Source organism: Lysinibacillus sp. BPa_S21 (genome assembly GCF_023337795.1).
Taxonomy (GTDB): domain Bacteria; phylum Bacillota; class Bacilli; order Bacillales_A; family Planococcaceae; genus Lysinibacillus.
The window spans coordinates 12,293-37,088 of sequence record NZ_JALIRS010000014.1; the positions used below are offsets into that span (position 1 = coordinate 12,293).

22 protein-coding genes and 1 other annotated feature are annotated in these 24,796 nt (G+C 35.9%); of the genes, 9 read left to right on the forward strand and 13 right to left on the reverse strand.

From position 1 onward, the window contains the following. Positions 1–10: 10 nt before the first annotated feature. Positions 11–961, reverse strand: a complete 951-nt coding sequence (locus MOK21_RS20315; RefSeq protein ID WP_249075774.1) for an LCP family protein — start codon at positions 959–961, stop codon at positions 11–13. Between the two features lie 175 nt (positions 962–1,136). Between MOK21_RS20315 and msrA the strand changes: the two genes are divergently transcribed. From msrA to MOK21_RS20330, 3 genes are all read left to right on the forward strand, one after another. Beyond that, complete coding sequence (gene msrA / locus MOK21_RS20320) at positions 1,137–1,658, forward strand: peptide-methionine (S)-S-oxide reductase MsrA (RefSeq protein ID WP_249075775.1); 522 nt, start codon at positions 1,137–1,139, stop codon at positions 1,656–1,658. A gap of 829 nt (positions 1,659–2,487) precedes the next feature. Beyond that, positions 2,488–3,588 carry a saccharopine dehydrogenase family protein gene (locus MOK21_RS20325; protein ID WP_249075776.1) on the forward strand — a complete coding sequence of 367 codons (1,101 nt, stop codon included), beginning with the start codon at positions 2,488–2,490 and terminating at the stop codon, positions 3,586–3,588. A 121-nt stretch (positions 3,589–3,709) separates the two neighbouring features. Continuing rightward, a complete protein-coding gene (locus MOK21_RS20330; RefSeq protein WP_249075777.1) occupies positions 3,710–4,057 on the forward strand; it encodes a VOC family protein in 348 nt (115 codons plus the stop codon). 60 nt (positions 4,058–4,117) lie between these two features. Here MOK21_RS20330 and recQ read toward each other — a convergent pair whose 3' ends face one another. After that, complete coding sequence (recQ, locus tag MOK21_RS20335; RefSeq protein WP_249075778.1) at positions 4,118–5,887, reverse strand: DNA helicase RecQ; 1,770 nt, start codon at positions 5,885–5,887, stop codon at positions 4,118–4,120. Between the two features lie 8 nt (positions 5,888–5,895). After that, positions 5,896–6,999, reverse strand: coding sequence for a TcaA NTF2-like domain-containing protein (locus MOK21_RS20340; RefSeq protein WP_249075779.1), 1,104 nt, complete (start codon positions 6,997–6,999; stop codon positions 5,896–5,898). A 320-nt stretch (positions 7,000–7,319) separates the two neighbouring features. Here MOK21_RS20340 and MOK21_RS20345 point away from each other — a divergent pair, with 320 nt between their 5' ends. Beyond that, positions 7,320–7,664 (forward strand): hypothetical protein, encoded by a 345-nt coding sequence (locus MOK21_RS20345; protein WP_249075780.1) that lies wholly within the window; start codon positions 7,320–7,322, stop codon positions 7,662–7,664. Positions 7,665–7,849: 185 nt separating this feature from the next. Continuing rightward, entirely contained in the window at positions 7,850–8,290 is a 441-nt protein-coding gene (locus MOK21_RS20350) for a hypothetical protein (protein WP_249075781.1), read from the forward strand. Between the two features lie 134 nt (positions 8,291–8,424). Here the strand turns inward: MOK21_RS20350 and MOK21_RS20355 are convergent, their stop codons facing one another. From MOK21_RS20355 to argS, 6 genes are all read right to left on the reverse strand, one after another. After that, on the reverse strand, positions 8,425–9,324 hold the full coding sequence (locus tag MOK21_RS20355; protein WP_249075782.1) for a cell division site-positioning protein MapZ family protein: 900 nt from the start codon (positions 9,322–9,324) through the stop codon (positions 8,425–8,427). 55 nt (positions 9,325–9,379) lie between these two features. After that, positions 9,380–10,390: a hypothetical protein gene (locus MOK21_RS20360; protein ID WP_249075783.1), complete on the reverse strand. Its 1,011-nt coding sequence runs from the start codon at positions 10,388–10,390 to the stop codon at positions 9,380–9,382. Between the two features lie 780 nt (positions 10,391–11,170). Then, positions 11,171–11,446 carry a GNAT family N-acetyltransferase gene (locus MOK21_RS20365; RefSeq protein WP_374110270.1) on the reverse strand — a complete coding sequence of 92 codons (276 nt, stop codon included), beginning with the start codon at positions 11,444–11,446 and terminating at the stop codon, positions 11,171–11,173. Positions 11,447–11,604: 158 nt separating this feature from the next. Next, positions 11,605–12,642, reverse strand: coding sequence for a serine hydrolase domain-containing protein (locus MOK21_RS20370; RefSeq protein WP_249075785.1), 1,038 nt, complete (start codon positions 12,640–12,642; stop codon positions 11,605–11,607). Positions 12,643–12,825: 183 nt separating this feature from the next. Continuing rightward, entirely contained in the window at positions 12,826–13,998 is a 1,173-nt protein-coding gene (locus MOK21_RS20375; protein WP_249075786.1) for an MFS transporter, read from the reverse strand. A gap of 172 nt (positions 13,999–14,170) precedes the next feature. Next, positions 14,171–15,844, reverse strand: a complete 1,674-nt coding sequence (argS, locus tag MOK21_RS20380) for an arginine--tRNA ligase (RefSeq protein WP_283164828.1) — start codon at positions 15,842–15,844, stop codon at positions 14,171–14,173. A 41-nt stretch (positions 15,845–15,885) separates the two neighbouring features. Next, positions 15,886–16,105 (reverse strand) — a binding site (T-box leader). 186 nt (positions 16,106–16,291) lie between these two features. On the opposite strand from argS, the gene MOK21_RS20385 reads away from it, so the two are divergent. The 4 genes from MOK21_RS20385 (at position 16,292) to MOK21_RS20400 (ending at position 20,609) form a co-directional block, all read left to right on the forward strand. Further along, complete coding sequence (locus MOK21_RS20385) at positions 16,292–16,843, forward strand: sigma-70 family RNA polymerase sigma factor (RefSeq protein WP_249075787.1); 552 nt, start codon at positions 16,292–16,294, stop codon at positions 16,841–16,843. Continuing rightward, the gene (locus tag MOK21_RS20390; RefSeq protein WP_249075788.1) at positions 16,824–17,219 is read left to right on the forward strand and encodes a helix-turn-helix transcriptional regulator; all 396 of its coding nucleotides are present in this window, start codon (positions 16,824–16,826) and stop codon (positions 17,217–17,219) included. Before MOK21_RS20385 ends, MOK21_RS20390 begins: the two co-directional genes overlap by 20 nt. Next, a complete protein-coding gene (locus tag MOK21_RS20395; RefSeq protein WP_249075789.1) occupies positions 17,206–18,444 on the forward strand; it encodes an FtsW/RodA/SpoVE family cell cycle protein in 1,239 nt (412 codons plus the stop codon). Before MOK21_RS20390 ends, MOK21_RS20395 begins: the two co-directional genes overlap by 14 nt. A gap of 560 nt (positions 18,445–19,004) precedes the next feature. Continuing rightward, positions 19,005–20,609 (forward strand): ABC-F family ATP-binding cassette domain-containing protein, encoded by a 1,605-nt coding sequence (locus tag MOK21_RS20400; RefSeq protein WP_249075790.1) that lies wholly within the window; start codon positions 19,005–19,007, stop codon positions 20,607–20,609. 287 nt (positions 20,610–20,896) lie between these two features. Here the strand turns inward: MOK21_RS20400 and MOK21_RS20405 are convergent, their stop codons facing one another. From MOK21_RS20405 to MOK21_RS20420, 4 genes are all read right to left on the reverse strand, one after another. Next, positions 20,897–21,034, reverse strand: coding sequence for a hypothetical protein (locus tag MOK21_RS20405; protein ID WP_249075791.1), 138 nt, complete (start codon positions 21,032–21,034; stop codon positions 20,897–20,899). Positions 21,035–21,142: 108 nt separating this feature from the next. Then, on the reverse strand, positions 21,143–21,616 hold the full coding sequence (locus MOK21_RS20410) for a DinB family protein (RefSeq protein WP_249075792.1): 474 nt from the start codon (positions 21,614–21,616) through the stop codon (positions 21,143–21,145). A gap of 337 nt (positions 21,617–21,953) precedes the next feature. Next, a complete protein-coding gene (locus MOK21_RS20415; protein WP_249075793.1) occupies positions 21,954–23,060 on the reverse strand; it encodes a TolB-like translocation protein in 1,107 nt (368 codons plus the stop codon). Between the two features lie 489 nt (positions 23,061–23,549). Then, positions 23,550–24,227, reverse strand: a complete 678-nt coding sequence (locus MOK21_RS20420) for a class I SAM-dependent methyltransferase (RefSeq protein ID WP_249075794.1) — start codon at positions 24,225–24,227, stop codon at positions 23,550–23,552. Positions 24,228–24,796 lie beyond the last annotated feature (569 nt).

Genomic DNA, 24,796 nt, shown 5'->3' on the forward strand with positions numbered 1-24,796 from the left:
TTGCGAAAAATCACTCTAGGGAAATGCCTAAAAAATTACGTAAAAATTCTTTGTTTTTCTCTACATCAACAATAATTGAATCACCAACACCACTAATGCTTTGGAACCTATAACTACCTTCGATTGGAATCGTTGCTTTTTCTATTTTAACTTTACCTTTCGACACCATTTTCAGCACTTGTTGAATCTCACCTGCTGATGAATAGTCCGTTGTTACATAGCCTTGTGCTGCACCGACGAATTTTGGTAAGTTCAAAATATTTTGGGGTGATAAAACTTCATTTTTTAACGCTTCAATCACCTTTTGCTGACGTTCTACTCGACCAAAATCTCCTTTTTCATCGTGTCGGAATCGGGCAAAACCAAGTAATTCTTTACCATTTAAGTTATGAACACCTTGTTTTAATGAAACACCAATTTTTTCGGACATATCCTTATCTACATTAATTTCAACTCCATTTGGCGCTAAAATATCTACAAGAGATTCAAAATTTTTAAAATCGATAATGGCATAATGATGAATTGGTAGGCCAAACATATTGCCAATCGTATCTTTTAATAATTGAACACCATCTAAATAGTAAGCCGTATTAAGCTTATAGGATTTATAACCTGGAATATCTGCATAAATATCTCGCATTAATGACACGAGCTTAATATCATTTGTTTTCTTATTCCAAGATAATACCATCATTGTATCTGTACGTGATTTTTCTTCACCACGAGTATCGATTCCTAATAATAAATAGTTTTCAACATCACCTTTTACAGGATCACCTTTGAAATTTTCTTGGACTACTTTTGTATCACTTGCCAATTCTAGTCCACTGCGATATTGCATAACAGAATAACCTGCAATGACAATGACACAAAGTAATAGCAATGTGAAGAATGCTCTCCCTTTACGCAAGCGACGTTTTTTTGGACGTTGCGAGCGTCTTGAATAATCTTGCTCTTCCATACCTGTTTACTCCTCTATTTTTTATAGTAATGTAACGATTTCACATAACGAAAGGTTCATTTTATATGATGTTACGAATCCTATCAACAACTACTTATAGGTTATTTTACACCTAATTTGCCAGTAATGAACAAAATAATGCTATAATATTTTCACGAAAGAAAGGATGATGAACATGATCGAGAAAGCTACGTTTGCTGGCGGTTGTTTTTGGTGTATGGTAAAGCCATTTGTTGAGTGGGACGGTATACATAAGGTTACTTCAGGCTACATGGGTGGCCATTTAGACAATCCTACTTATGAGGATGTAAAAAAAGGGACTTCTGGCCATTTAGAAGTAGTCGAAATAGAATTCGACCCTAGCATTTTTAGTTATGAGCAGCTGCTTGATATTTACTGGATGCAAATCGACCCAACGGATGCTTATGGTCAATTTCATGACCGTGGTGAATCTTATACGACAGCAATCTTCACCTATTCTGATGAACAAAAGCGCATTGCAGAAGCTTCCAAGGAAAAGCTAGCAAACAGTGGTCGCTTTGATAAACCTATTGTAACCACAATTCGCGATGCCAAGCCCTTCTACCCTGCAGAAGATTATCATCAAGACTTTTATAAAAAAGAGTCGGAGCATTATCAGAAAGACCGAGCGCTTTCTGGCAGAGATCAGTTCATTACTGAACATTGGGAGAAATAACTTATAGAAAATTCTATTTTGATTGACGAATGCTTTTCAAAATGGTTTTTTTCTTTTTTTAATGAACGTGTATAAAAAACAATGAACGGTCTATACTATTTAAGATTTCACTTCAAATCCAATGACAAGGAGGGTTAACCCGATGAGTGGGGCTGACCGGTAACTCAGAAGGACCATCAAAACTGAATGAAGCTAAAGCATAATGCGGAAGCGAGGCAGTGTGTCATGGAGCACTTTGAGTAAGTGAGAATCATGCCCGGAATATTCATATTCCGGGTTCTTTTTTTGCATTGTCCTACAAATTCACTACTTTGCAATAGTCGTGTATAAAAAATAATAAATGACCTATACTATTAAAGATTTCACTTCAAATCCAATGACAAGGAGGGTTAACCCGATGAGTGGGGCTGACCGGTAACTCAGAAGGACCATCAAAACTGAATGAAGCTAAAGCGTAAATGCGGAAGCGAGGCAGTGTGTCATGGAGCACTTTAAGTAAGTGAGAATCAAACCCGGAATATTAATTCCGGGTTCTTTTGTTTTGGTTCTACTGGGAATACCTTCAGAAAAATCTTTAAACACAAAAAAAGCCAAAAACATAGTTCCCCCTAAATAGCAACTAAAAAATGACAGTATGTTTGGATCTTGATAAGCCCAAATGGTTTTTTTTAATGGTTCCGTTTTCGGTGCCCATCACAAAGGATAAATGGATATTTATGTTAAGATAAAGAAAGAAAAATTTACTTAACGTTCGAAGAGTTGAAGAACAATTATTGATAGTATCGTGATACGGTATTTTTTATTTAACTATGAGAAAGTGGGTTTTCTAGTGAAAAATATTTTAGTAGTCGGCGGTTATGGTCAAGTTGGTAGCGTGATCTGTAAAAATTTATCCCAAATTTATCCTGGAAAAGTTATCGCGGCTGGTAGAAATTTTGAAAAGGCAAAAAGATTTTCTTTGTCTATGAATGACAAAGTTCTGCCGTTGAAACTAGACATTTATAATTTGGAGGCATCCCATGAAGTATTTACACACACCCAGTTAGTAATAATGTGCCTTGACCAAAAAGACACTAATTTCGTTGAAATGTGTATACAAAATAAAGTTCATTATATAGATATTTCTCCTTCCTATTCTATCTTATCAAAAATTGAAAGTTTACATAGTAAAGCACTTGAAGAGGGATCAACTTTAGTATTGGGTGTAGGTTTAGCTCCAGGTTTATCAAATTTGATGGTCAAAAAATTAGTCAATCAGGTTACTAAAGTTAACAGTACGGACACTTATCTAATGCTTGGGATTGGTGAAAAGCACGGAAATGACGGAGTTCAATGGTTGCTAAATAATATAAATAATAATTATTCAATATTTGAAAATGGTCAAAATAAGTATGTAAGTAGTTTTACCGATGGAAAATATGTAGAGTTACCTAATAAATATGGGAAAAGGATTGCTTATAGATTTAATCTGGCCGACCAACATATTCTCACTAAAACGCTTCATTTAGAAAATGTATCTTCTCGCTTCTTTTATGACTCGGCCTTTACAACAAAAGAGATAGCGATACTGAAAAAGTTGGGAGCTTTTAAGCTATTAAAATATAAATTCTTTATAAATATTTTAAAAAATATATTTGTGGGAGCTTTGCATATTTTTGATAAATTAAACATTGGCTCAAATGATTATTTAATAAAAGCGGAAGTACATGGGGAAATCGAGGGAAAAGAAGGAACTATTGAATCTGTTTTATTTGGCTCAAATAATACCGAGATAACAGGTAATGTTGCCTCGATATTAGGGAATAAGTTAATCGAAAATAACTATTCAGCAGGTGTACACTACATAGAACAGCTTTTTGACTTAGACGATATATTATCAATTCTAGATAATAGTATATCTTATAAGTATGAAATCAAATCCTTCAACTAACGATCGTTTTACATGAAGTAGCCCACCCAAATAGTCGATGTGAAAAATTGTACTAGAACTATTCGAGCGCTATCGTTCAAGAAGGAAGTAAAAAATTTAAAGCAGACAGGGGTTAAATACGATGATAAAAGGTTTTGGAGGAATATTTTGGAGAACTAACAATCTTGATGTTATCAAAAAGTGGTACGGTGAAGTGTTGAAGATGGACATAGAAGATTGGAATGGGACTGTAATTAAACCGCAATTAGGAAATGAGACGATCTTTTCATTCTTTAGCGGAAATGACAGTTATTTTCCAACACAACAACAAGTGATGTTAAATTTCCAAGTATATGATCTAAACGAGACTATTAACCATCTTGAACATATTGGCGTACCTCTTGAAAGAGAAAAAGAAGTCAGCGAATTCGGAAAGTTTATTTGGATTAAGGATCCTGAAGGTCGATTGATCGAGCTTTGGGAAAAATAGTGGGTTGTAAAAAGGAAGTGCCTAATTCTTGTGAATGTAGCACTTCCCTTTTCTCCTATATCATGTTGCTTTCAAAAAAGACTGAAGAGCATCGAAGAAACGATACCCATATTTTTCGAATTTTACTTCACCAATTCCACTAACATGTCTTAATTCTTCAAGCTCAGTCGGTTTTTTATCACATAAATCACGTAATGTTTTATCAGAGAACACAACAAATGGTGGTACCTTTTCTTCATCTGCAATCTCTTTACGTAATAATCGTAAATGCTCGAATAACGGATCATTGTCTACAAGCTTACGTACAGTAACAGCTTCTTTTCTCATGACCTGTCGATTCCCCATTAATACTTCTTTGCCTTCCTCTGAGACATAAATGGTCGGAAACGTGCCATGTTTAACGGCAAGTACGCCCTCTGCAATTAAAAATTCAATAAAGGTTGAAACATCCTTTGAAGAATATTGACCTTTTAAAATGCCGTAAGTCGACAGCCTTGTAAAACCAAATTCAGTGACCTTTTGATTTTTGGAACCAATCAACACTTGGGCCACCATCGTCTTACCGAATTTTTGCCCCATCCTTACAACACAAGCTAATACCTTTTGTGCATCTACGGTCACATCTTTAACTTCTCGGCCATCATTACAATTACTACAACGACTACAAGGCTCCCCTGCTTCGTCAGCAAAATACGTTAAGATCGCATTTTGTAGGCAGCCTTCTGTATGACAATAATCAACCATCGTTTGTAGCTTTGCCAATTCCTGGGCAATTCTTGTTTCATCCTGCGTCTGTTCAATTAAAAAGCGCTGTGTTTGAACATCACCTGATGCATAAAGCAAAATACAGGCACTTGGCAAGCCATCCCGTCCTGCACGCCCCGCTTCCTGATAATAGCTCTCCATATTGCGCGGCATTTGATAATGGATAACAAAGCGTACATTACTTTTATCAATACCCATGCCAAATGCATTGGTAGCTACCATAATGCGCGCCTCGTCTTTTAAAAAGCGTTCCTGCTCTGTCATACGCATGTCCTCTGACAATCCCGCATGGTATTTGGCCACCGCTTCGCCCGAACGACTTAATAGCTCATAGATTGCGTCTACAGCCTTTCGGGTCGCCGCATAAATAATGCCCGCTTCATTTTTATTTTTCATTAAATAATTTTTAATGTAGCGCTCTTTGTTTTCACCGATTAACACAGAGAATGCTAAATTATCACGTGAAAACCCTGTAATTACTGTTGAATGCTCATCAATCCCCAATAATTGTCTAATATCATCGCACACAGCTGGTGTAGCTGTTGCTGTAAGTGCTAAGACAGTTGGCTTTTGCGGCCACAATGTAAATAATTTTTGAATTGCACGGTAGCTTGGTCTAAAATCATGCCCCCATTGGGATATACAGTGCGCTTCGTCTACAGCAAGCAACGGTACTGATAAATTCGATAATACCTGTAAAAATGTTGCACTCTCTAATCGCTCTGGCGCTATATAAAGCAGCTTTAAATAACCTGCACTCGCTAACTGCATCGTTTCATTCACTTCTTGCACGGTTAAGGTACTATTTATATACGCAGCCGGGATATTTGCAGCACGTAATGCTTCTACCTGATCTTGCATAAGAGAAATTAAAGGAGAGATGACGACTGTTAGGCCATCTAGCATGAGCGCCGGAATTTGATAGCAAATTGATTTACCTCCGCCAGTTGGCATCACACAAAGACTTGATTGACCTCGTAATGTTTGTTCAATAATTGGTTCTTGTCCATTGCGAAATGAATCATAGCCAAAATGATGTTGTAGCATTTGTCTTGCTTGCTCCATCCAACTTTTCACTCCTCAGTTATTAGACGAATAAGCTGATATTCGCCCTGTTCATTTTTATTTATTTCATATACCATCATAGAGTTAGCAAGTGCCTCTTGACCAGCAGAATTTGTTAATACATATTCTATTTTGGCACGAACAACAATATTTTGCCCATCCATGCTAATGTTTTTAATTGACGTATTGTTAAAACGTATTTTCGCTTGTTTGGATGCATAATACGCCACCATATTATCCAATGTGCTTTGTAAATCGTCTCCTCCTACATAAGGCTTCATAACGCTAGCATCTTGAATATCAACTGCCGCTTTTAAATGCTTAAAAAAAGTATCTAAAAACAGTTTGATCTCATCGACATTATAGGCAAAAATATTCTTTCCGAATTGATCAACCGCTTGCTGTACTGCTTCTTGATCACGCTGTTCTATATACGGGTATAGGTTTTTTGATTGAGATAATCGATCACTTGTCTTCATATTACCTGCGACCCATTCATCCAATAACTGCGCAATATCTTTATATGGCAATATAAACGGCTGTGAAGTCCCGTTTTGCTTGCGTTTAAAATAGATGCCCGCAAGTTTACCATTCTCTGCTTCTAGGACGGGGCTCCCAATAAGTGTATTTTGTTCTGCATCTATGTAATAAGCTGCTACCTTGTCACTATATTTTTTAATGATGTGCGGTAAGCTATTAACATAAACAGCTAACTGATTTAATTCACCATTATAGACGGTCGGCAACTTTACCGATGCGTCATATGCTACTTCTAAAATGGCGATATTATAAGCTGTTGAAATATAATGCACTTCGGCTTCCATTAATTTATCATTATTAAATTGTACAAGTGCAGCCGGCTTTGATGCTACAAGCGCACCATTTGTCAAAATATAAAGCTTAGCGTCCTCTTTTTTTACAATAATCCCTGCACCGATTCCATTCTCACCAACTACTTTAACTTCCGGTACCACTTTTTCTTGCTGCTTCGTCACAGCCTTTTCCGATTTCACATCGGTCTTTTTCGTATCAAACACCTCTGCCGATGTTTCATTTTTACAGCCCGTTAATAATAAAGCTGTTGCTCCAATAATGAGCATCTTTTTCCGCATACATTCACCAAAACTTTCTTTAGATCTTCCCTTACTATCATAAACAACGTTACCATTCGTTTCAAGTTTACATAATATTATTATTAATTTATGTATGTTATTTAAATACTGCTCTCATTTTTAAACACTTCGTTATACCTATAATAAAAGGCTCTATGTTGGCTTTGCTATAAAAAATGACTTGTGATTTGCGGTTAAAATGTTATTTAAAAAAGGCTGTTTTCGAAAAGATTGTTACTATTCAACTAACGGTGCAGAATAGTCGAGGAAGTGTATGATTTTTTATGGTAATATTGTATTGCTGTATAGGGGTGGAACTATTGATTATAGGTACAATGTCCGTAGTGATCTTTATGATTGTTTGGGGAATACCAGCGTTTATGGTTGTTAGAGGTTATTTAAAAATGAATACCGACGATAAAAAATCCGCAATTAATGATTTTAGGTCGCGCCATTTTATTTTTACAATTGGATTTATAGTAATAGGGTTTTTCTTTACACATTTAGGTATGTTATTTGCCGTAAGCATAATTAGAATAATTGGTATTCCTTTAATGATTTTAGGAGGAATCTTTTCAGCGTTAACTACGTCGAAGGAAAGTAAAATCAGGATTATGTTAATACTTATTGTATTATCAATAATAATTTCCGTAAATATTATATAGTTCAACTATCATTGTGCTAACGGGTGCTCTAGTTGAAGAAGATATCCAAGCCAGAGGCAGCAATCTTTGAGAAAACAGCCTTTCTAAAAGATTGTTTATTAATCTAACGAGTATTTTTGGTAAAAGAAGGGATTGTCATCTCCCCTATAGAAATAACAAGGAAACTAGTTTTGGGAGAGGTATTTATGAAATCGAGAAAAACAAAATTACTTTCTACAATTGTACTTATATTGGCATTGGTCTTAATTTCTTATTATTCAGTTGATGCATTTTGGGCTGGCAATAAGGAAACTTCAGCAACATTCATAGGAGAAAATAACAGTTGGGCTGTAACAGTAAATGTAAATGAAAATGGGAAACTAGCTGAAGGCTCTTATGTTGCAAAATACAAAGGGAACAATATGGAGAATCTATTGAAGAAGGAAATTGGAAACCAGGTACACTATAAATCCTCATCTTCTGGTGGAAGTACATATTTATCAGATAATGGCGTTTTAGAAGGGAATGCGTTTAAGAAAAGTTGCGGTAATGGATGTTCCTATTCAGCGTTCGATGATTCTGAACTTGCTTTTGTGGTTGTCGTAGATGGCAATGAGGAGAGTATAACACTTCAAAAAACTGAATGAGAAGTGTTATTGAACGTTTTCTTATACAAGGTCCTTGCTCTGACGATTTACATAAAAAAGAGAGCAGGTCCTAGTTATGGAACCGACTCTCTTTTTGTTTTTGGCTGTTAGGATGTTTTAGAATATGAAATTACTCATCCGTGGTACCAACCTGTTTTTACGTTAACAACCACGACATATGCTTCTTCGCCATCGCGCATAGTGTATACGCTGTAAAAACCTTCGTTATCAGTAACGCCCTCTTTTTTGTAGATAATGTTGTCGCGCGAATCCACGTATTCCGCTTCAACCATTGCTTTTTCGAAGGTGTCTTTTACGCCTGGAGCCCATTCAAACGGAGCTGATGCTTTGGCTGCAGCGACCTTTTTTTCAGCTTCTTGTTTTACTCGTGCTATTTCAGCTTCTTGTTTTGCTCGTGTAATTTCAGACTCTTTTTTTGCTTGTGCGATCTCAGCTTCTTTTTTTGCTTGTGCAATTTCGGCATTCTTTATGGCTTCATCGTTAGAAGTTCTTAAATTAGAAGATTCATCTTTGATAGAAGCGAAATGGGTTAAATCCGCTTTCGAAAGTTCATCAAGTTTCCCGTTAGAATTTTGATAGTTGCCTGATTGAGATAAATTCTTCGCTTCTGTTAACAGAGCATTGTACTTCTTTTCATTTTCCTGAAATGCGATTAGTGTATCTTTTTTATCTTGCGATTTGGAGGAAATTACTTTCGATCCTTCTTCGATTTTTATTGATTCATCAAGTAATTTAACAGCTTCAGCTATATTATTTTGTTCCACTGATTTATCTGCTTTTAAAATCAATTGTACCTGGTTTAAATAAGCCTTCGCTGAAACATCGTCTTCCTTCGTTTCTAATGCTACCTCGAACAGTCCTTCGGCTTTGCTGAATTGATCATCTGCGATTGCATCCAGCCCTTTTTGGATGGACTCTTGATATAATTCGTCTGTTTTTGAACTGCACCCTCCAAGGATCAATAGTGAAGCTATGAGAACCATCGTTACCGCTTTGAAGTTATAAATCTTCATCCTGTAAATCTCCTTATATCGTAATTTTTAATAGCAAAAAGTGAATGATGGCATTTTAATTAATTACAGTTACAGTTATCACCTTAGATCTATCCCAATCATCGCCAGGTAATATCGATATATCTGTAGTGCCTGGTGCTATTGCTATAAATCCATTTGTATTATGAAATGTATCAATTACGCCGTCACTACTAAACATCGTCCGTTCGGATATCTTGTTATGATCATCCCTTGTAAGGACTAATCTTTGTCCGACTTTCAGTATTATGGATTGAGAAAGAAGTTCCAATTCTCCATTCGCCAGAATGGAATAATGGACAACTACATCGTCCGCTGAAAGTGTATTCGGTTGAATGTCTTTCTTAGCCTCTTTTTCGGCTGCAGCAACCTTCGCTTGAGCTTCCTTTTGTGCCTGTGCCACCTTTTGTGCTTGAGCATTCTGTGCCTGTGCATTCTTTTGTGCTTGAGCATTCTGTTGTGCCTGTGCATTCTTTTGTGCTTGTGCAACTTCGGCATTTCTAATAATCGTATTGTTAGACTCTTTTAATTTTGTAGCTTCATCCTTGATCGATGCGAATTGAGATAAATCAGCTTTCAATAATTCATCTAGCTTTCCATTGGCTTTTTGATAGTCGCCAGATTGGGTTAAATTCTTGGCATCTGTTAATAACGTATTGTAGTGAGTTTGGCCTTTCTGATGTGAGAGCAATACTTCTTTTTTGTCTCGTGCTTTAGATACAATTACCTTAGAGCCTTCTTCGACTTCTATCGACTGCTCAAGCGATTTTAAGGCTTCGTCTATTTTATTCTCTTTCATTAAATCATCTGATTTTAATATCAATTGCACTTGATTTAATAAAGCTTTTGCCTTTGGATCCTTTTCTTTCGCCTTTGTTGCCATTTCAAAAAGTCCTTCAGCTTTACTAAAGTTATCTTCAGCGATGGCGTCCAACCCTTTTTGAATGGATTCTTCATATACTGCGTTGCTCTTGGAACTGCATCCTCCTATAAGGAGTAAAACCCCTATTAACAACGCTGTTTTCCAGTTAAAAATATACTTTTCCATTAACTACCTCTCCTCTATATGAAAATTCTACTATAAAAATTGATTTTTTTGCAGAGTAATATTTGTGATTCCTTGAAAATGTTGTTGTTGCTATAAAAACATAAGGCTATTTTCAAAAAACTTGTATGAAGTTATACCTAGTTTTGGTAATATACTTAAGTGACTTAATACGGACCGAAAAATTTGTCTCAATTTAGGAACGTTCTTAGGCTAACGGAGCAAGATAGTTAAATTAAGGGAATTTGTGTTAAGGTACATATTATAAGATAAAACATAAATGTCAGGGGGGTTAGATTTGTTTGCTTCCGTTCTGTTTATCTATTTGCCTATTTCTATTTCATTACTAAGTATTTGGGGATTGTTTTGGGCAATCAAGAACAAGAGAAATATATATGTTCCTCCATTGATTCTTGTAAATCTAAGTATCATAACGCATTTTGTTGGTTTGAAGGTAATTAGGGGATTTGAAGGAATGGGAGTAAGTATGCTAGGTGCAATTTTACTTGGAATATGCCTTATAATCTTAGTGTTGATATTAATTACAGATTCCAATATGAAAAGAAAATCGCAAAGATCCATTTGATTGATTAAATATGTTTTTATTAGACTAACAGGGTCTTTAGCAAAGGCTGTTTTCTAAAAGATTGTTGCTGTTAAAACATAAAAACAGAGTTAATCTACAAAATGTGTAGAATCAACTCTGTTTTTATGTTTGATATTTTGTAAATCGAATATTTAACTAAAGCACCCCGTTACTTTAAGTGAAGAAGTTTACAAAACTTAATTAGGGTTACTAAAAACCCAGATTTTAAACTCGTCACTTAGTTCTTGTAAAATCCAACCCGATTTATAATAATATTCATTAAAATCGGAATCAGTCGGACATAGTGCGACAATAGGTAAATCATTTATCGTTTTAAACATCTTTTTTAACAACCCTTGACCACGATAAACCTCGCTTATCGCAAATTGATACAAAGAAATTTTGTTTTGTGTTTTTTTTCGGTAAAACCGAAATGCCCCCACTACTTGGCCTTCTACTGTTGCCACTATCATTTGCTTTCTTCTTATAGCTGCTTTAACTCCATAAAAACTCTTCAGAATAGATCGCACTGTTATTGCGTTCTATATTTTTGTTGAAGAACGTTACAACTTCAGATATATGAGTTGGATTTGCTAAGGCTATCTGCATGTTTCTCCTCCCTTAACACTTTTTAAAATAAAAGAGATTTATATATTTCTCCTATAATACCTTCCATTTGATGAACACCCAATTCTGCATTGGTCATTATGACCGCACCTTTCTCTAAATACGGAAACACCACCATCATACATTGAAAACCCACTCCCCAACCGAGTGATGTGATTTCTAGTTCTTTTTCTGAGCCTTCAAGAAACACACCTAATCCAGTCCAACTTTTATCTCTTTGGGAGGTTATCATTTCTTTTGCTAACCTTTCCGAAATGCCAACCTTGCTTTCTCCCTTTACAGCATTCATTAACTCAAGAACTAATTCAGCTAAATTCAAAGAAGTTGTCCATAATCCGGCCGCCGCTGGATAAGGATATATAGGATATTTCCCATCTACTAACTCACCGTTTTTATTGTGACCGCAAGAAAAGTTTTGTCTATCTACTTCCAACATTGTTGTAATGAATTGGCTATTTGCAATTCCTAATGGTTCAAATATTTGCTCATTCATAACTTTATGAAACGGTTTTTCAGTAACATCTTCTATTAGTTGTTGAATGATACAAAAACCTGCATCGGAATAATGGAATTCACTTTCTGGTTCACACTTGACGTCAATAGGAGTGTTACAATATGGAGTTTGCCCCTCTAATAATTCAACCATCGAAGGAAACCCTATTTCCGAATTTAGTTCAGGATAACTACCCTCAGGGTCTTTAATTCCAGATTGATGACTTAGTAAGTTCCTCAATGTCACTTTTTTATTTTTAGTAAAATCATTTTCTGGTACTTTCCACGATACAAGACTTTCATTCACATCATCATCTAAATCAAGAAGTCCTTCCTCTACTAGCTTCATAGCAAGTATTCCTGTTAAGAACTTGCTAATTGAACACGCACTAAAAATAGAATCTTCATTTACTTTTCTATTGCTTTTCGCTTCTAATAAGCCGTAATTTTCTGTTCCACTAATTTCACCACCCTCAAGCAATGTTATACTTAGACCTTGTACATTATAATGTTTCATTCGTTCTACAATGCGAATGTTCTCCAATTTCACAATTATCCCCTTTATCAGTATTATCAAATAAATTATAACACGAACGTACGCTCCCTTTTATCTGTTTGTAATATATTTATCTTCAATTAACCTACTTCGTTAGTTGAAGAGCAACAATCTTTACGAAAACAGCCTTAAAAAAAGATAAAAAAACATGCACGTCATTTCGCGCATGTCTTACCATTATTTCTTCTTTAACATCATTGTTGTAGCTAAAATGCCCAACATTAATAGTATAAAAATCATATAGGTAAATGTATGGTTACCAGTCTTATCATAGCAATAGCCAATAAGTATAGGGATCACGGAACTTATCATAAAGCCACCTGAAAGAACCATAGATGACCAGCTATTTGCCTCCTCATCATTTCTTGCCTCATCCAATGGTAACAATAAGCCAATTGGAAATAAGCCACTTAATACGAAACCTATGATGAATACAGCAATCCATAACAATGACCCTGAGCCTAACCAAAGCATCACAAAGCCAATCACCCCTAAAAACCCTAAAGAAAATAGCCAACCGATTCGATTTGACCATTTTTCCATTAGTATGGGCACCAAAATATTACCAATCATTTGTATAATAGACATAAATGTTAGCATCGAACTTGCCGCGACAAGAGAAAAGCCCTTATCCTGCAAGATCGGTGCTAGCCAAGACATTATGGAGAAGAACAAAGATGTTTGGATGCCAAAGTAAATTAAAATGATCCACGCACGGACATTTTTCCACGGATTTCGTGCAGCATTTTCAGCCAATGCACCTGTTTCTGGCAGGTTTTGATTTTGTATGACAAGTAACCATATACAAATGGCAATAATAGCAAGTATTCCCCAACTGCCAATCGCCATTGTCCAGCTCTCATGAAAATGATTATAAAATGGGATTGTTAGTGCCGCACTCAATGTTGCCCCTGTTCCGATTCCAAATGAATAAATGCCTACAACAGTCGTAAAACGCTTTGGGAATTTTTTCTTTATATAGGCATTTAATATGGGACCAATCAGTGCAATTGCAAATCCTGCAGCAAAGCTTGTGACTACAAGTAGAACATAACTTTCTTGTAAAAAGCGTAGCCCATTTGCTAATGCCAGGATCATGATTAAGAGCGTAATGGCTGTTTTTGTTCCGAGTTTTCTTTGTAATGGCACTGCAAATGGGGCAAAGAGCCCCATACAAAACACCGGAATAGATGTTAAAAAGCTCATTTTTGTATTTGATATATGGAGTGATTCCAAAAGTACATTAAATAGTGGTCCGATTGCTGTGACTGCTGGTCGCATATTGAGCGCAACCAAGAAAATACAAACAACCACAAGTACCATGGAAAGACGCCATTGTTTTTTCTGCATACTTTCAAAAAACCTTCTCTCTATTGATACAGTTAAAAATTCAACTAAATTTGTTAGATCTTTGAATTCTCACTATATCCTTTTACCATTTTTTCTAGTATCGGTCAATTTAATGGCAATTATTGATGAAAAGATATAGCTAGTATCAAGAAATAGCTGCAGCTTACGATACTTACATTTTTTTTGGCGCTGCAATTCCTAACAGTGCTAACGATTCTTTTAGAACAACGGCTACACAATGACAAAATGCTAATCTAGATGTTCTTTGGCTGTCATCGACCAATACTTTATTGTGCGCATAATATTTATTAAATTGGCGGGCTAATTGTAAAGCATATTTAGCAATTTGTGATGGATCTGCTTGCTCTAAAGCGTTAGCAATTACTTTCGGAAATTGTTCCAGTAATAAAATAACTGGCCATGCTTGCTCCCCTAATGCTTCAAACGATACTTCGTAACTTTGTTCATCGGCTTTTTCCAAAAGTGATGAAATACGTGCATACGTATATTGAATATATGGCCCTGTTTCGCCTTCGAAATGCATCATTTGCTCAATCGAAAACTCAATATCATGAAGACGATCATTTTTCAAATCGTTAAAAATAACCGCTCCTACACCAATCTGACGTGCAATGTTCTCTTTATCCATTAGATTTGGATTTTTTTCCTCGATATTTCGCTTTGCAGTAGCAATCGCTTCTGTAAGTACATCTGCTAATAAAACGATTTTACCTTTACGCGTCGACATTTTTTTACCTTCTTTTAGAATCATGCCAAAAGGTACATGTCGTAAGTCTTTTGCCCAATCATACCCCATCTTTTCAATGACTTTAAATAACTGGTTAAAATGAAGTGACTGTTCATTCCCTACAACGTAAAATATTTTTTTCGGGTCATATTGTTGTTGACGATAAAAAGCAGCTGCTAAATCACGGGTAGCATAGAGTGTAGCCCCGTCTGTTTTAGTTATTAAGCAAGGTGGCATATTATCTATTTCAACGACATAAGCACCGTCGGATTTCACAAGTAAGTCTTTATCTTCCAACTCTTTCACAACAGCAGCCATTTTGTCGTTGTAGAACGCTTCTCCAACGAAAGAGTCAAAGTTAATTCCAAGCAGTTGATAAATAGTCTTGAATTCTTCTAGTGATGCATCTCTAAACCATTGCCATAACGCTAACGCTTCTTTATCGCCATCTTCTAATGCTTTAAATGCAGCACGTGCCTGTTCATTGAGTGTTTCATCCTGCTCCGCTTCTTCATGGAACTTCACATAGATTTTTAAAAGTTCCTCGATTGGAGCAGCTTCAATTGTTTTTTGATCTCCCCATTTTCGATAGGCCACGATTAATTTCCCAAACTGTGTTCCCCAATCTCCTAAATGATTAATTCGGATTGCTTGGTAGCCATTTTTCTCTGCTATGTTTGCCAATGCATTGCCGATCACTGTAGAACGTAAATGACCCATGGAAAAAGGCTTCGCTATATTAGGTGAAGAAAAATCCAACACAACATTCCCCTTCGATTCCTGCTGAGTCCCGTATAAATTTTCTTCTTTTACTATTTGACTAAGCACCTGCTGTGTAATCGTTGGTTGATGGTAAAATATATTGACATACCCGCCTACTACTTGAATCTCTTGTATTACATCACAACTTAAATTGTTTTTTATGTCCGATGCGATACTATTTGGAGATTTTCTTAATTTTTTTGCCAGTGTAAAGCACGGCAATGCTACATCCCCTAAGCCCAAATTTTTCGGTTTCTCTAGTAAATTTTGAATGTCATTGACAGTTAACTCATTATTTAATGCCATAGCGATGCTTTTCGCAATTTGTGTATGCATGTTCATTCTCCTTTCCATAATAAAAGCCCCCGTCTCTAAAAAATAGAGACGAGAGCATAGTTATCCCGTGGTACCACTCTAGTTGCCATATAATATGACCACTTTCTGTTGTTAACGAGGTGACTCCCCGTTATTCTCTACTACTAATTCGAGAACCTTCTCCAAAGTGCGTTTCATTTATGGCCCCTGCATTAGGCTCACACCATCCCTAATTCGCTTTCCAGTAGATCCATAAATTACTCTCTTTTTCATTGAATTTAACTGTAATTTCGAAATATTCTACACAACACCTCGATTAAAGTCAATAGTGCTTTTGCAATGTAATAAAAAAACGGTTGTGAACGGTGTGTTACCATTATTTTTAAATGATTGATATTTTTGATCATACAAGGAAAACCTGTACTATTTGGCAATCGTCTAATGAATGAACACGTTAGGAGGGACGATATGGAGGAAACAATAACAGCAAGTAGCTTATCACGAGATCAGGTGGTTGAGGAGCTAATGACAAATTATGGTCAAGAGGTACTGCAGCTTGTTTATACATATGTACATGATGCCCCTCTTGCTGAGGATTTGACGCAAGAGATTTTTATCAAGTGTTATAAGGCTCTCTCAACATATCAAGGTCATTCCAGCTTGAAAACATGGTTGTGGCGTATTGCTATTAATCATTCAAAGGACTATATAAAAAGCTGGTATAAGAAAAACGTCGATGTAACGGAAACGAAGGTGTTAGCGGAAGCATTAGAAACGGGAGATTTGCTTGAGCAAGTTGTGCAGAATAGTGAGGACGAGGCATTGTTTGACATAGTGATGACTCTCCCCGTTAAGTATCGTGAACTTATTTATTTTTATTATTTTGAAGACTATTCGATCCAAGAGATTGCCAACATTTTATCATTGAATAACAATACGGTGAAAACAAGACTTCGTAAGGCCCGTTCTTTGTTGCAAAAAGCGTTAGGAGGGAATCCATTTGACGGAAACACGTTTTAAACAAGCTATGAAAAATCAATTTAAAAAGATGCAGTTTACAGAAATGCATAAGGAAGCTGTACGTAAAGGGATTCAAGAGGAACTTTCAGATCAGTCGCTACTAACGATGCTACAAACGAAGCGCTCAGGTTTTGAAATTACGCAACTTCTTTATGCAAAAAACAAAGAGGTCATTCATTTAAATGAAGGAATGATCTATTCTTCCTTACATCGCCTTGAACAGCAACAACTCGTCGTAAGTGAGTGGTATGGGAATGAAAAGCGCTATGTTCTTTCACGTAAGGGCGTTAAGCTGTTAACAAAGCTTCACAAAGAAACGGACAAACGCCCTGTTTTTGAGCAATTACTGAAGGAGGTACGCTATGCGAACGATTAAAGAATTTACTCAACACGTAAAGGGACATATTCGTAATAAGGAGGCACATGATGCTGTTGAAAAAGAGCTAACTTATCATTTAGCGAAGTCAAAGCATGCTTGGCAAGAAAAGGGCTATAAAGCTACAGATGCGGAATTACGGGCTGTACGTGAAATGGGCAATGCTACAAACCTCGGCGTCTCACTTAATCAGATTCATCAGCCGAAAATCGATTGGCTACTCGTTATTCCATTTATGCTTGCAGTAATGTGTAGTTTCTTACCACTTCTACCAGCTGAGCTCTCGTTACGAGATTCTATCATCCGTAATATCGTGATTGTTATTGGTGGAATTGTTTTGACAATCTTCTTAATGCGACTCGATTTTCGCAAGCTAGAGCGCTATTCCACGCAGATGTATATACTGGGATGTCTCTTATTTCTTATTATTTTAAATGGTAATGAAACAATTAATGGGGTTGTTTTTTTTAGAGTTGGCCCCCTAGAACTTAAAGGTTGGATGACGATGCCCCTCTTTTTAATTGCGTTTGCAGGGCTTTTCGCTAAACAAAAAAAACCATTATGGTTGCTGCTCACTCTTTATTTAATCGGTTCATATTGCTACTTGCGATTACCAGATATTTCATTATTTTGTTCATATTCAGCGATTGTTGCCACATTATTTTATGCGAGCAGCTTTTCTCGCAAGCAAAAGCTAGCAATTACTATAGCATTTAGTCTCCTGTTTGTAGCATTCATCTGCTACTTAATGTTTGCACCTTTAAAATCGTATCAACTTGAAAGAATGCAGACCATCTTTAGAACAGACTTAGATGAGAATTCTATTGTTGCACTTAGTTCAACTGTGATGAAGCACCTCACTTGGTTTGGCACTAGCTCTCAACCTTTTGCTAATGCAGCGCATACTGATTTTGCATTACTCACAATTTTACAAACGTATGGGATACTTGCAGGTGTTATCATTATATGCATTCTTGGCTTCATCATTTATCGTTTAGCACATACACTTGGTTACATTCATAACGAATACGGTCGGTTATTAATTACTGGTGGTCTTGCTTATGTTACAACGCAAATTGCCTATCAAATACTTATGCTTTTCGGACTTGTACCCTTTATATCAATGCCACTCCCATTCATTAGCCATGGTGTTTTCCCAATGCTTATAGGAAGCGTTCCAATTGGCTTAACACTTAGTATTTATCGCAGGAAATCATATATTTAATAGTTTGATATTAAATGGCTTTGAAAACTGTTTAGGACTAATTGGATACATCCGTTAATCCGCTACTTCCTAGGAACCGCTACTTTAGTTGATACTACTCTCCATGCTGGATAAGGGATGCTGAATTAAACTTTTCTCATATTCTACAAGACTTAAAGATGCTTTAGGATTAGAACAAAACGATATAAAAGCAGCCAATTAAGGTTGCTTTTTTTATGTAGAAATAAATATTGTTAAGAATTTTTCTCTCATTTTACCAACAATTTATTTTTTGTATGTGGAATTTCTGAGTAACTAAGCGTTCGCAGTCCAACTGTTACCAAAGCAAATCAATGTGTTTTAGTGTATTTAAAGACTTTTTTCCCTATTGTCTGACCTCTTTTTCATCCGATATCTAAAAGTGTATTAGCTTTCTCGTAAGGAAAATCTGTATTAAGCGACGAAGAACTCATGTTTTATAAAAATTTAAATAACGCTAAACGTTGATTTAATAATGTTTATAGACTATGGTACATATTTCATGATATACTAGTGCCATTGTGAAAAAAGGAGGAACTTGCATGATTCAAGTAAGTAATGTAGGTCTTCGCTATGGCGATCGTAAACTATTTGAAGACGTAAATATAAAATTCACACCGGGGAATTGCTACGGTTTAATCGGAGCTAATGGTGCTGGTAAATCAACATTTTTAAAAATTCTTTCTGGTGAAATTGAAGCACAGGAAGGTCACGTATCAATGGGTAAGGACGAACGTTTATCTGTCCTTAAACAGAACCACTTTGAATACGATGAATTCAATGTATTAGATACAGTTGTTATGGGGAACAAACGTCTTTGGGAAGTAAAAGCTGAAAAAGACGCTATCTACGCAAAAGAAGACTTTTCTGATGAGGATGGCATGCGTGCTGCTGAATTAGAGGGTGAATTCGCTGACCTAAATGGTTGGGAAGCTGACTCAGAAGCAGCAACATTATTAAACGGGTTAGGGATTGGCGACGAGCTTCACTATATGCTAATGGCCGACCTTGAAGGTTCTGACAAAGTCAAAGTATTATTAGCACAAGCTCTATTTGGTAAACCAGATGTTCTATTACTCGATGAGCCTACCAACCACCTTGACTTAAAAGCAATTCAATGGTTAGAGGAATTTTTAATTAACTTTGAAAATACAGTTATTGTCGTATCCCATGACCGTCACTTCTTAAATAAAGTGTGTACGCATATTGCGGATTTAGACTTCTCTAAAATCCAATTATATGTTGGTAACTATGACTTCTGGTATGAGTCTAGCCAATTAGCACAAAAAATGATGGCAGACCAAAACAAGAAGAAAGAAGAAAAGATTAAAGAGCTACAAGCATTCGTTGCTCGTTTCTCTGCGAACGCTTCGAAATCAAGCCAAGCGACTTCTCGTAAGAAAATGTTGGATAAAATCGAGCTTGACGACATTAAACCTTCTAGCCGAAAATACCCATTCATCAACTTCCAAACTGGACGTGAAATCGGTAACGATGTGTTAACAGTGGAAGGCCTTACAGCAAGCAATGAAGGCGAAATACTATTTAAAGATATTCGCTTTTCAATGAACAAAGAGGATAAAATCATTTTACTTGGTAATCCAATGGCAAAAACGGCTCTTCTTGATATTCTAATGGATGAAAGAAAAGCAGATGCTGGTACATTCAAATGGGGCGTAACAACATCTCAAAGCTACTTTGAAAATGATCACGATAAATACTTCGAAGGTACTGAGAAATCATTAGTAGAATGGTTACGCCAATATTCTCCTGATGATGAAACAGAAAGCTTCTTACGCGGCTTCTTAGGACGTATGCTATTCTCTGGTGAAGAAGTGAAAAAATCTCCTTCAGTTTTATCAGGAGGCGAAAAAGTTCGTTGTATGCTTTCTAAAATGATGCTTGCAACTGCAAACGTTATTTTACTAGATGAACCAACGAACCACCTTGACCTTGAATCTATTCAAGCACTAAATGAAGGACTTATGCGCTTCAAAGGTGCTATGCTCTTCACATCTCATGACCATCAGTTCATCCAAACAATTGCGAACCGTGTCATTGAAATCCGTGAAGACGGCACAATTTTAGATAAACTATTAACTTATGATGAATTCCTAGAGTGGAAAGATAGCCAAGGTTTAAACTAATAACAAACAGGGTTCTCCTATTCAAAAGGAGAACCCTGTTTCTTTGATGAAGGATATCTTCAATGTACTTGTCCTGTATTATAACTTACTTCTTCACTGCTAAAAAAGCAAAGTCAGCAGCTATTTCACTTGGTAGCCCCATACGTTGAATTGGCTGATTGCAACTTTCGTAATTGACGCCTTTTGTTATACATGTTTCAGTCTCCCCTTGTGAGATAAAGCTATCGCAATTGCTTAACCAATACCATTTGCAGCCCCAGTTATGATTCCCACTTCTCTTGCCATTACTACGATTTAGTCGAGGTCATTGCTATTTCTACTTGAGCATCTGACATCTGTTCACTTTCTTGTACTTTCTCGACAATTTCCTCATATTCAGTGATCGTCCGTGTATCAGGGGAAAATACTGCCAGTAGCAGTGACATCAGTAGCCCCGTTATCATTAATACACCAAATAAATAGGGTGATGTCCCATATTCTGTCATTATATTCAGTAAAAAAAGACAGATACACCGAGTATCTGCCGTTTACGGTTATTTTTGCATTTCTTTCGTTGGACCTAATACACCCGGAACTGGTAAGCCTGCTTGACGTAAGAGCACTGTCATTTGTCCACGGTGATGTGTTTGATGATCGATTAGGACACGCAATAATGCACCTCTTTTAACTGGTCCATTGAAGCCTTTTACTTCCTCTAGCAAATCTTCATTTGATAGCTTTGCCGCTTCCTCTTTCACATCATTTGCTACCTTTTCGTAAGCAGCTACAATCTCAGCTGCTGTAGAAGGAATTGAGTCTTCTTGACGAATCATAGGAACCTGTAAACCTGCTAAATAACTGAAATAACCAGCCGCACCAACTAAATGCCAGCCTAGCCAGCCTAGTGTGCTGTGATCTTCTACGATACTTTGCTCAAGCTTTTCATCCGTTACGGCTTTTAATACTTGAATAGTGCCATGTGCTGATGCTGCCCACTCACTTAAAAAATCATCTACTTGTCGATACATCTAAACGCCTCCCATTTTCGTAAGTTCACTTCTATCATATTAAATATGAAACTTTCTTACAAGTTTCCACCTATAAGTTTACATAATATAATTATTTCATAAAAATTAGTATGCGAATCATAAAATTGTATACTAGTTACAGATTTAGCCATTGAGCTAATGCAGCATAGTGTTGTTCGCATGTCTCATGTTTCACTGGATTTTTCGACTTATACCTAGTATTTTACCAAGCTATTGTCCATAAACACAGAACCCCGAACAGAGACACTTTTTTATAAAGTGTGTCCTCTATTCAGGGTTCGATTCAAAGAGACATTAAATAATCAATTAGCATATTCTAATATGTAACCGTCATATCCGTAACAAAAGCAGGTTTTTTATACTCATATACTTTTGTTATTTCTTTATTATCTAAGTCATACTTATAGATACACTGTATTTTAGTAGTTATACCGTTAAAATTAACTTCTTCATTTTTAGGTATACCTGCAAAATAAATGAACCGTTCATTTTTGGAAAGTACCGCTAACCTTCTTTGGCCAATCTCTGCTAGTACAGGACTCGGACTTTCTTTAATCATTTGATCCGTTAATATGGTTGTTAATGTCTTGCTTGTAAGAGATAGTTTATATATACCACTTCCTTCATCTTCATTTACATTCTCACCTCCAAGAATTATAGACTTCTCATCAGGTCCATAAGCAATAGAATCAATATTGATAGCTTTTATACTTGTGATCAACTTCATGTCGGATCCATCTAAATTCATTTCATATATTGAATACATAATTTGCTCTAGAGTTTCTCCAGTCTCATTACTTGCTTTAAATCTTGCCTTGTTTTCTTCCTCAGAAACAAATGCACCAATGATTTTGTTAGTAGAAATGTCATACATTTCTACAGCACGATCAGCTTGTTCAGTATCAAATACAATAGAATCTTTCTTTTCCACATCTACTTTTGCAATCTTTGAAACAGGGTATTTTTCCCCTAATATTTCACTATAGATTGTTTTACCTTCCTTATCACCAAATCTAGGCATAAGTTGTCCTAAAGTATCATTTGTGACTTGATGAGTTTTTTTATCATTTCTGTCTAATAAATAAATCTCCCAAGGTCCATCACCTTTTGCACTTGTATAGGCAAGGTATCGTTTATTGCCTGAAAGTGTTGCATGCAACCAAACCGTTTCATTAGTCACTAACTCTTCCTCTACAATTTTTTCAGCATCTAGTTCCACTACGCTACTTTTGCCTTCGTTATTAAATATAGAAACAATGAGTTTTTCGTTTTCGTTACTAATCGTACTGTTCTCTTCCTTTTTTTTCATAAGTGTACTGTCGTCTTCTTTCTCTTGACATCCAAACAATAGAACCAATAAAGATAATAAAATTATTGCTGTAAAAAACGATGATTTTTTGCATTTACAATTAAATATATACATTATATGATTTTCCTTTGCTAAGTTATTTTCGATTATTAAATTCCAATAACACTCAAAACGTTAATAGGATTGATATACCAACGTTTACAAATACTTTATGGTTCAGGTCGGTTCAAATTAACCAGAAGGTCTTCATTATCATTAGATTGAAGGAAGAAAAAAAGCACAAAGTTCTATGCTTTTATTGTTATAAGCTGCTTACTTTATTCCGCCATCTGGTCGTTAGCTGAATAAATTGGATATGTAATTTCCGTTGAAAAATAAGATTAAGTCTCCAATTGCTCCAATACGAAAAAATGTAAAATAATAACTTGCGATTGTCACCCTTTTGTTAAATAGTTCCTTTAGCGCTAGAATAAACAATTCGTCAAACTTAAACCAACTGACTATCCAACCAGTTAAAAGAAAACTTAAAATCATCATTTCCCCTTTTCTGCCCCCCTGATAGAAGTACATTCTAGATTTACATCTTTGCTGTTTACTGATTTCTTAAATCTTTTTCACAACAATAGCTTTTGAAAACGGAAATGTATAAAAAAATTGCTTTATTTCTACGCAATTGGAAACTGTATTTAATATTTGAATGTATTCTGAAGTTTTACTGAAGTCAGAAATGACTAATCGTCCATTTGGGCTTAAAACTCGCCACATTTCAAGAATCGCCTTCCGTCTTCCTTCTATACTTTTAATGTTATGGACTACGAAGTTTGAAACCACAACGTCGAAACTCCCGTCCGAAAATGGAAGTTCCCGAGCGTCAGCATCCACGATGTCGATTGCCGCTACATTTTCAGCAACTATATTAGCTTGCAGTTTAGCTTTTCCATTCCCCCCCAAGTCCCATTTTGAGCAAATATCAGTGGCTGTCACCTTACAACCCCTTTGAGATGCCGAAATAGCCAAAAGTCCACGACCTGTTCCCACATCAAGAAGTTCATCACCTGCTTTAACTTGTGCAAGGTTCAAAATCACCTCTCTGTGTGCGATTTTAATAGTTGTTGAGTATATAAACATCCATAGGCCCGTCACAAGACAAATCAAACCATAGCCCAATACAAATCCATTTGTTGAACCAAACATACCCAATAACGTAAATACTAGCCCGATAATAGTTAAAAGAGCAACCCAAAATGGAGCGTCAACCCCATACCGCATGGTAATTTTCATTTATCTTGACCGCCTTTCTACCTTTCCTCCCCTGCATTTGTAAAACGCAACATTGTGATTTATATGATTTTTTATATTTTCATATTAACTTTAATACCTTTGTATTCTTATAAAGCCTTTATCGATTGTATGTAACTGTTCTCTATATTAGTTTAGTAAAAATTTCATGAAACATTGATACAAAAGGGTTAGGAGGTATTCGATATATTTAGAAACTATCTGTACTCTCAAAACACTACATATTATTCAAATGTATTTATAGGTAAAAAAATACAATAAGTAATAATTATCCATTTTAAGCGGAATATCCATATTAGTCAATGTAGCTTTAATAAATTGATGAATGTTCCGTTTCCAAAAATCAATAGTTGGTATATATTTCTATAACATTCCACTTAAGTTTATCTATCGATGCAACATTAATTGTCTAGAAACTCGATTTCCCAAACAGTCGTATAACCTAGGAACTTCAAGTATAATGAAAAAAATAGCTGAAGGAGCTTCACTATGTCTTTCTTTGGAACTACTTGTTGGGGTAAACCATACTGGGACAGAGGGCAAAACACCAG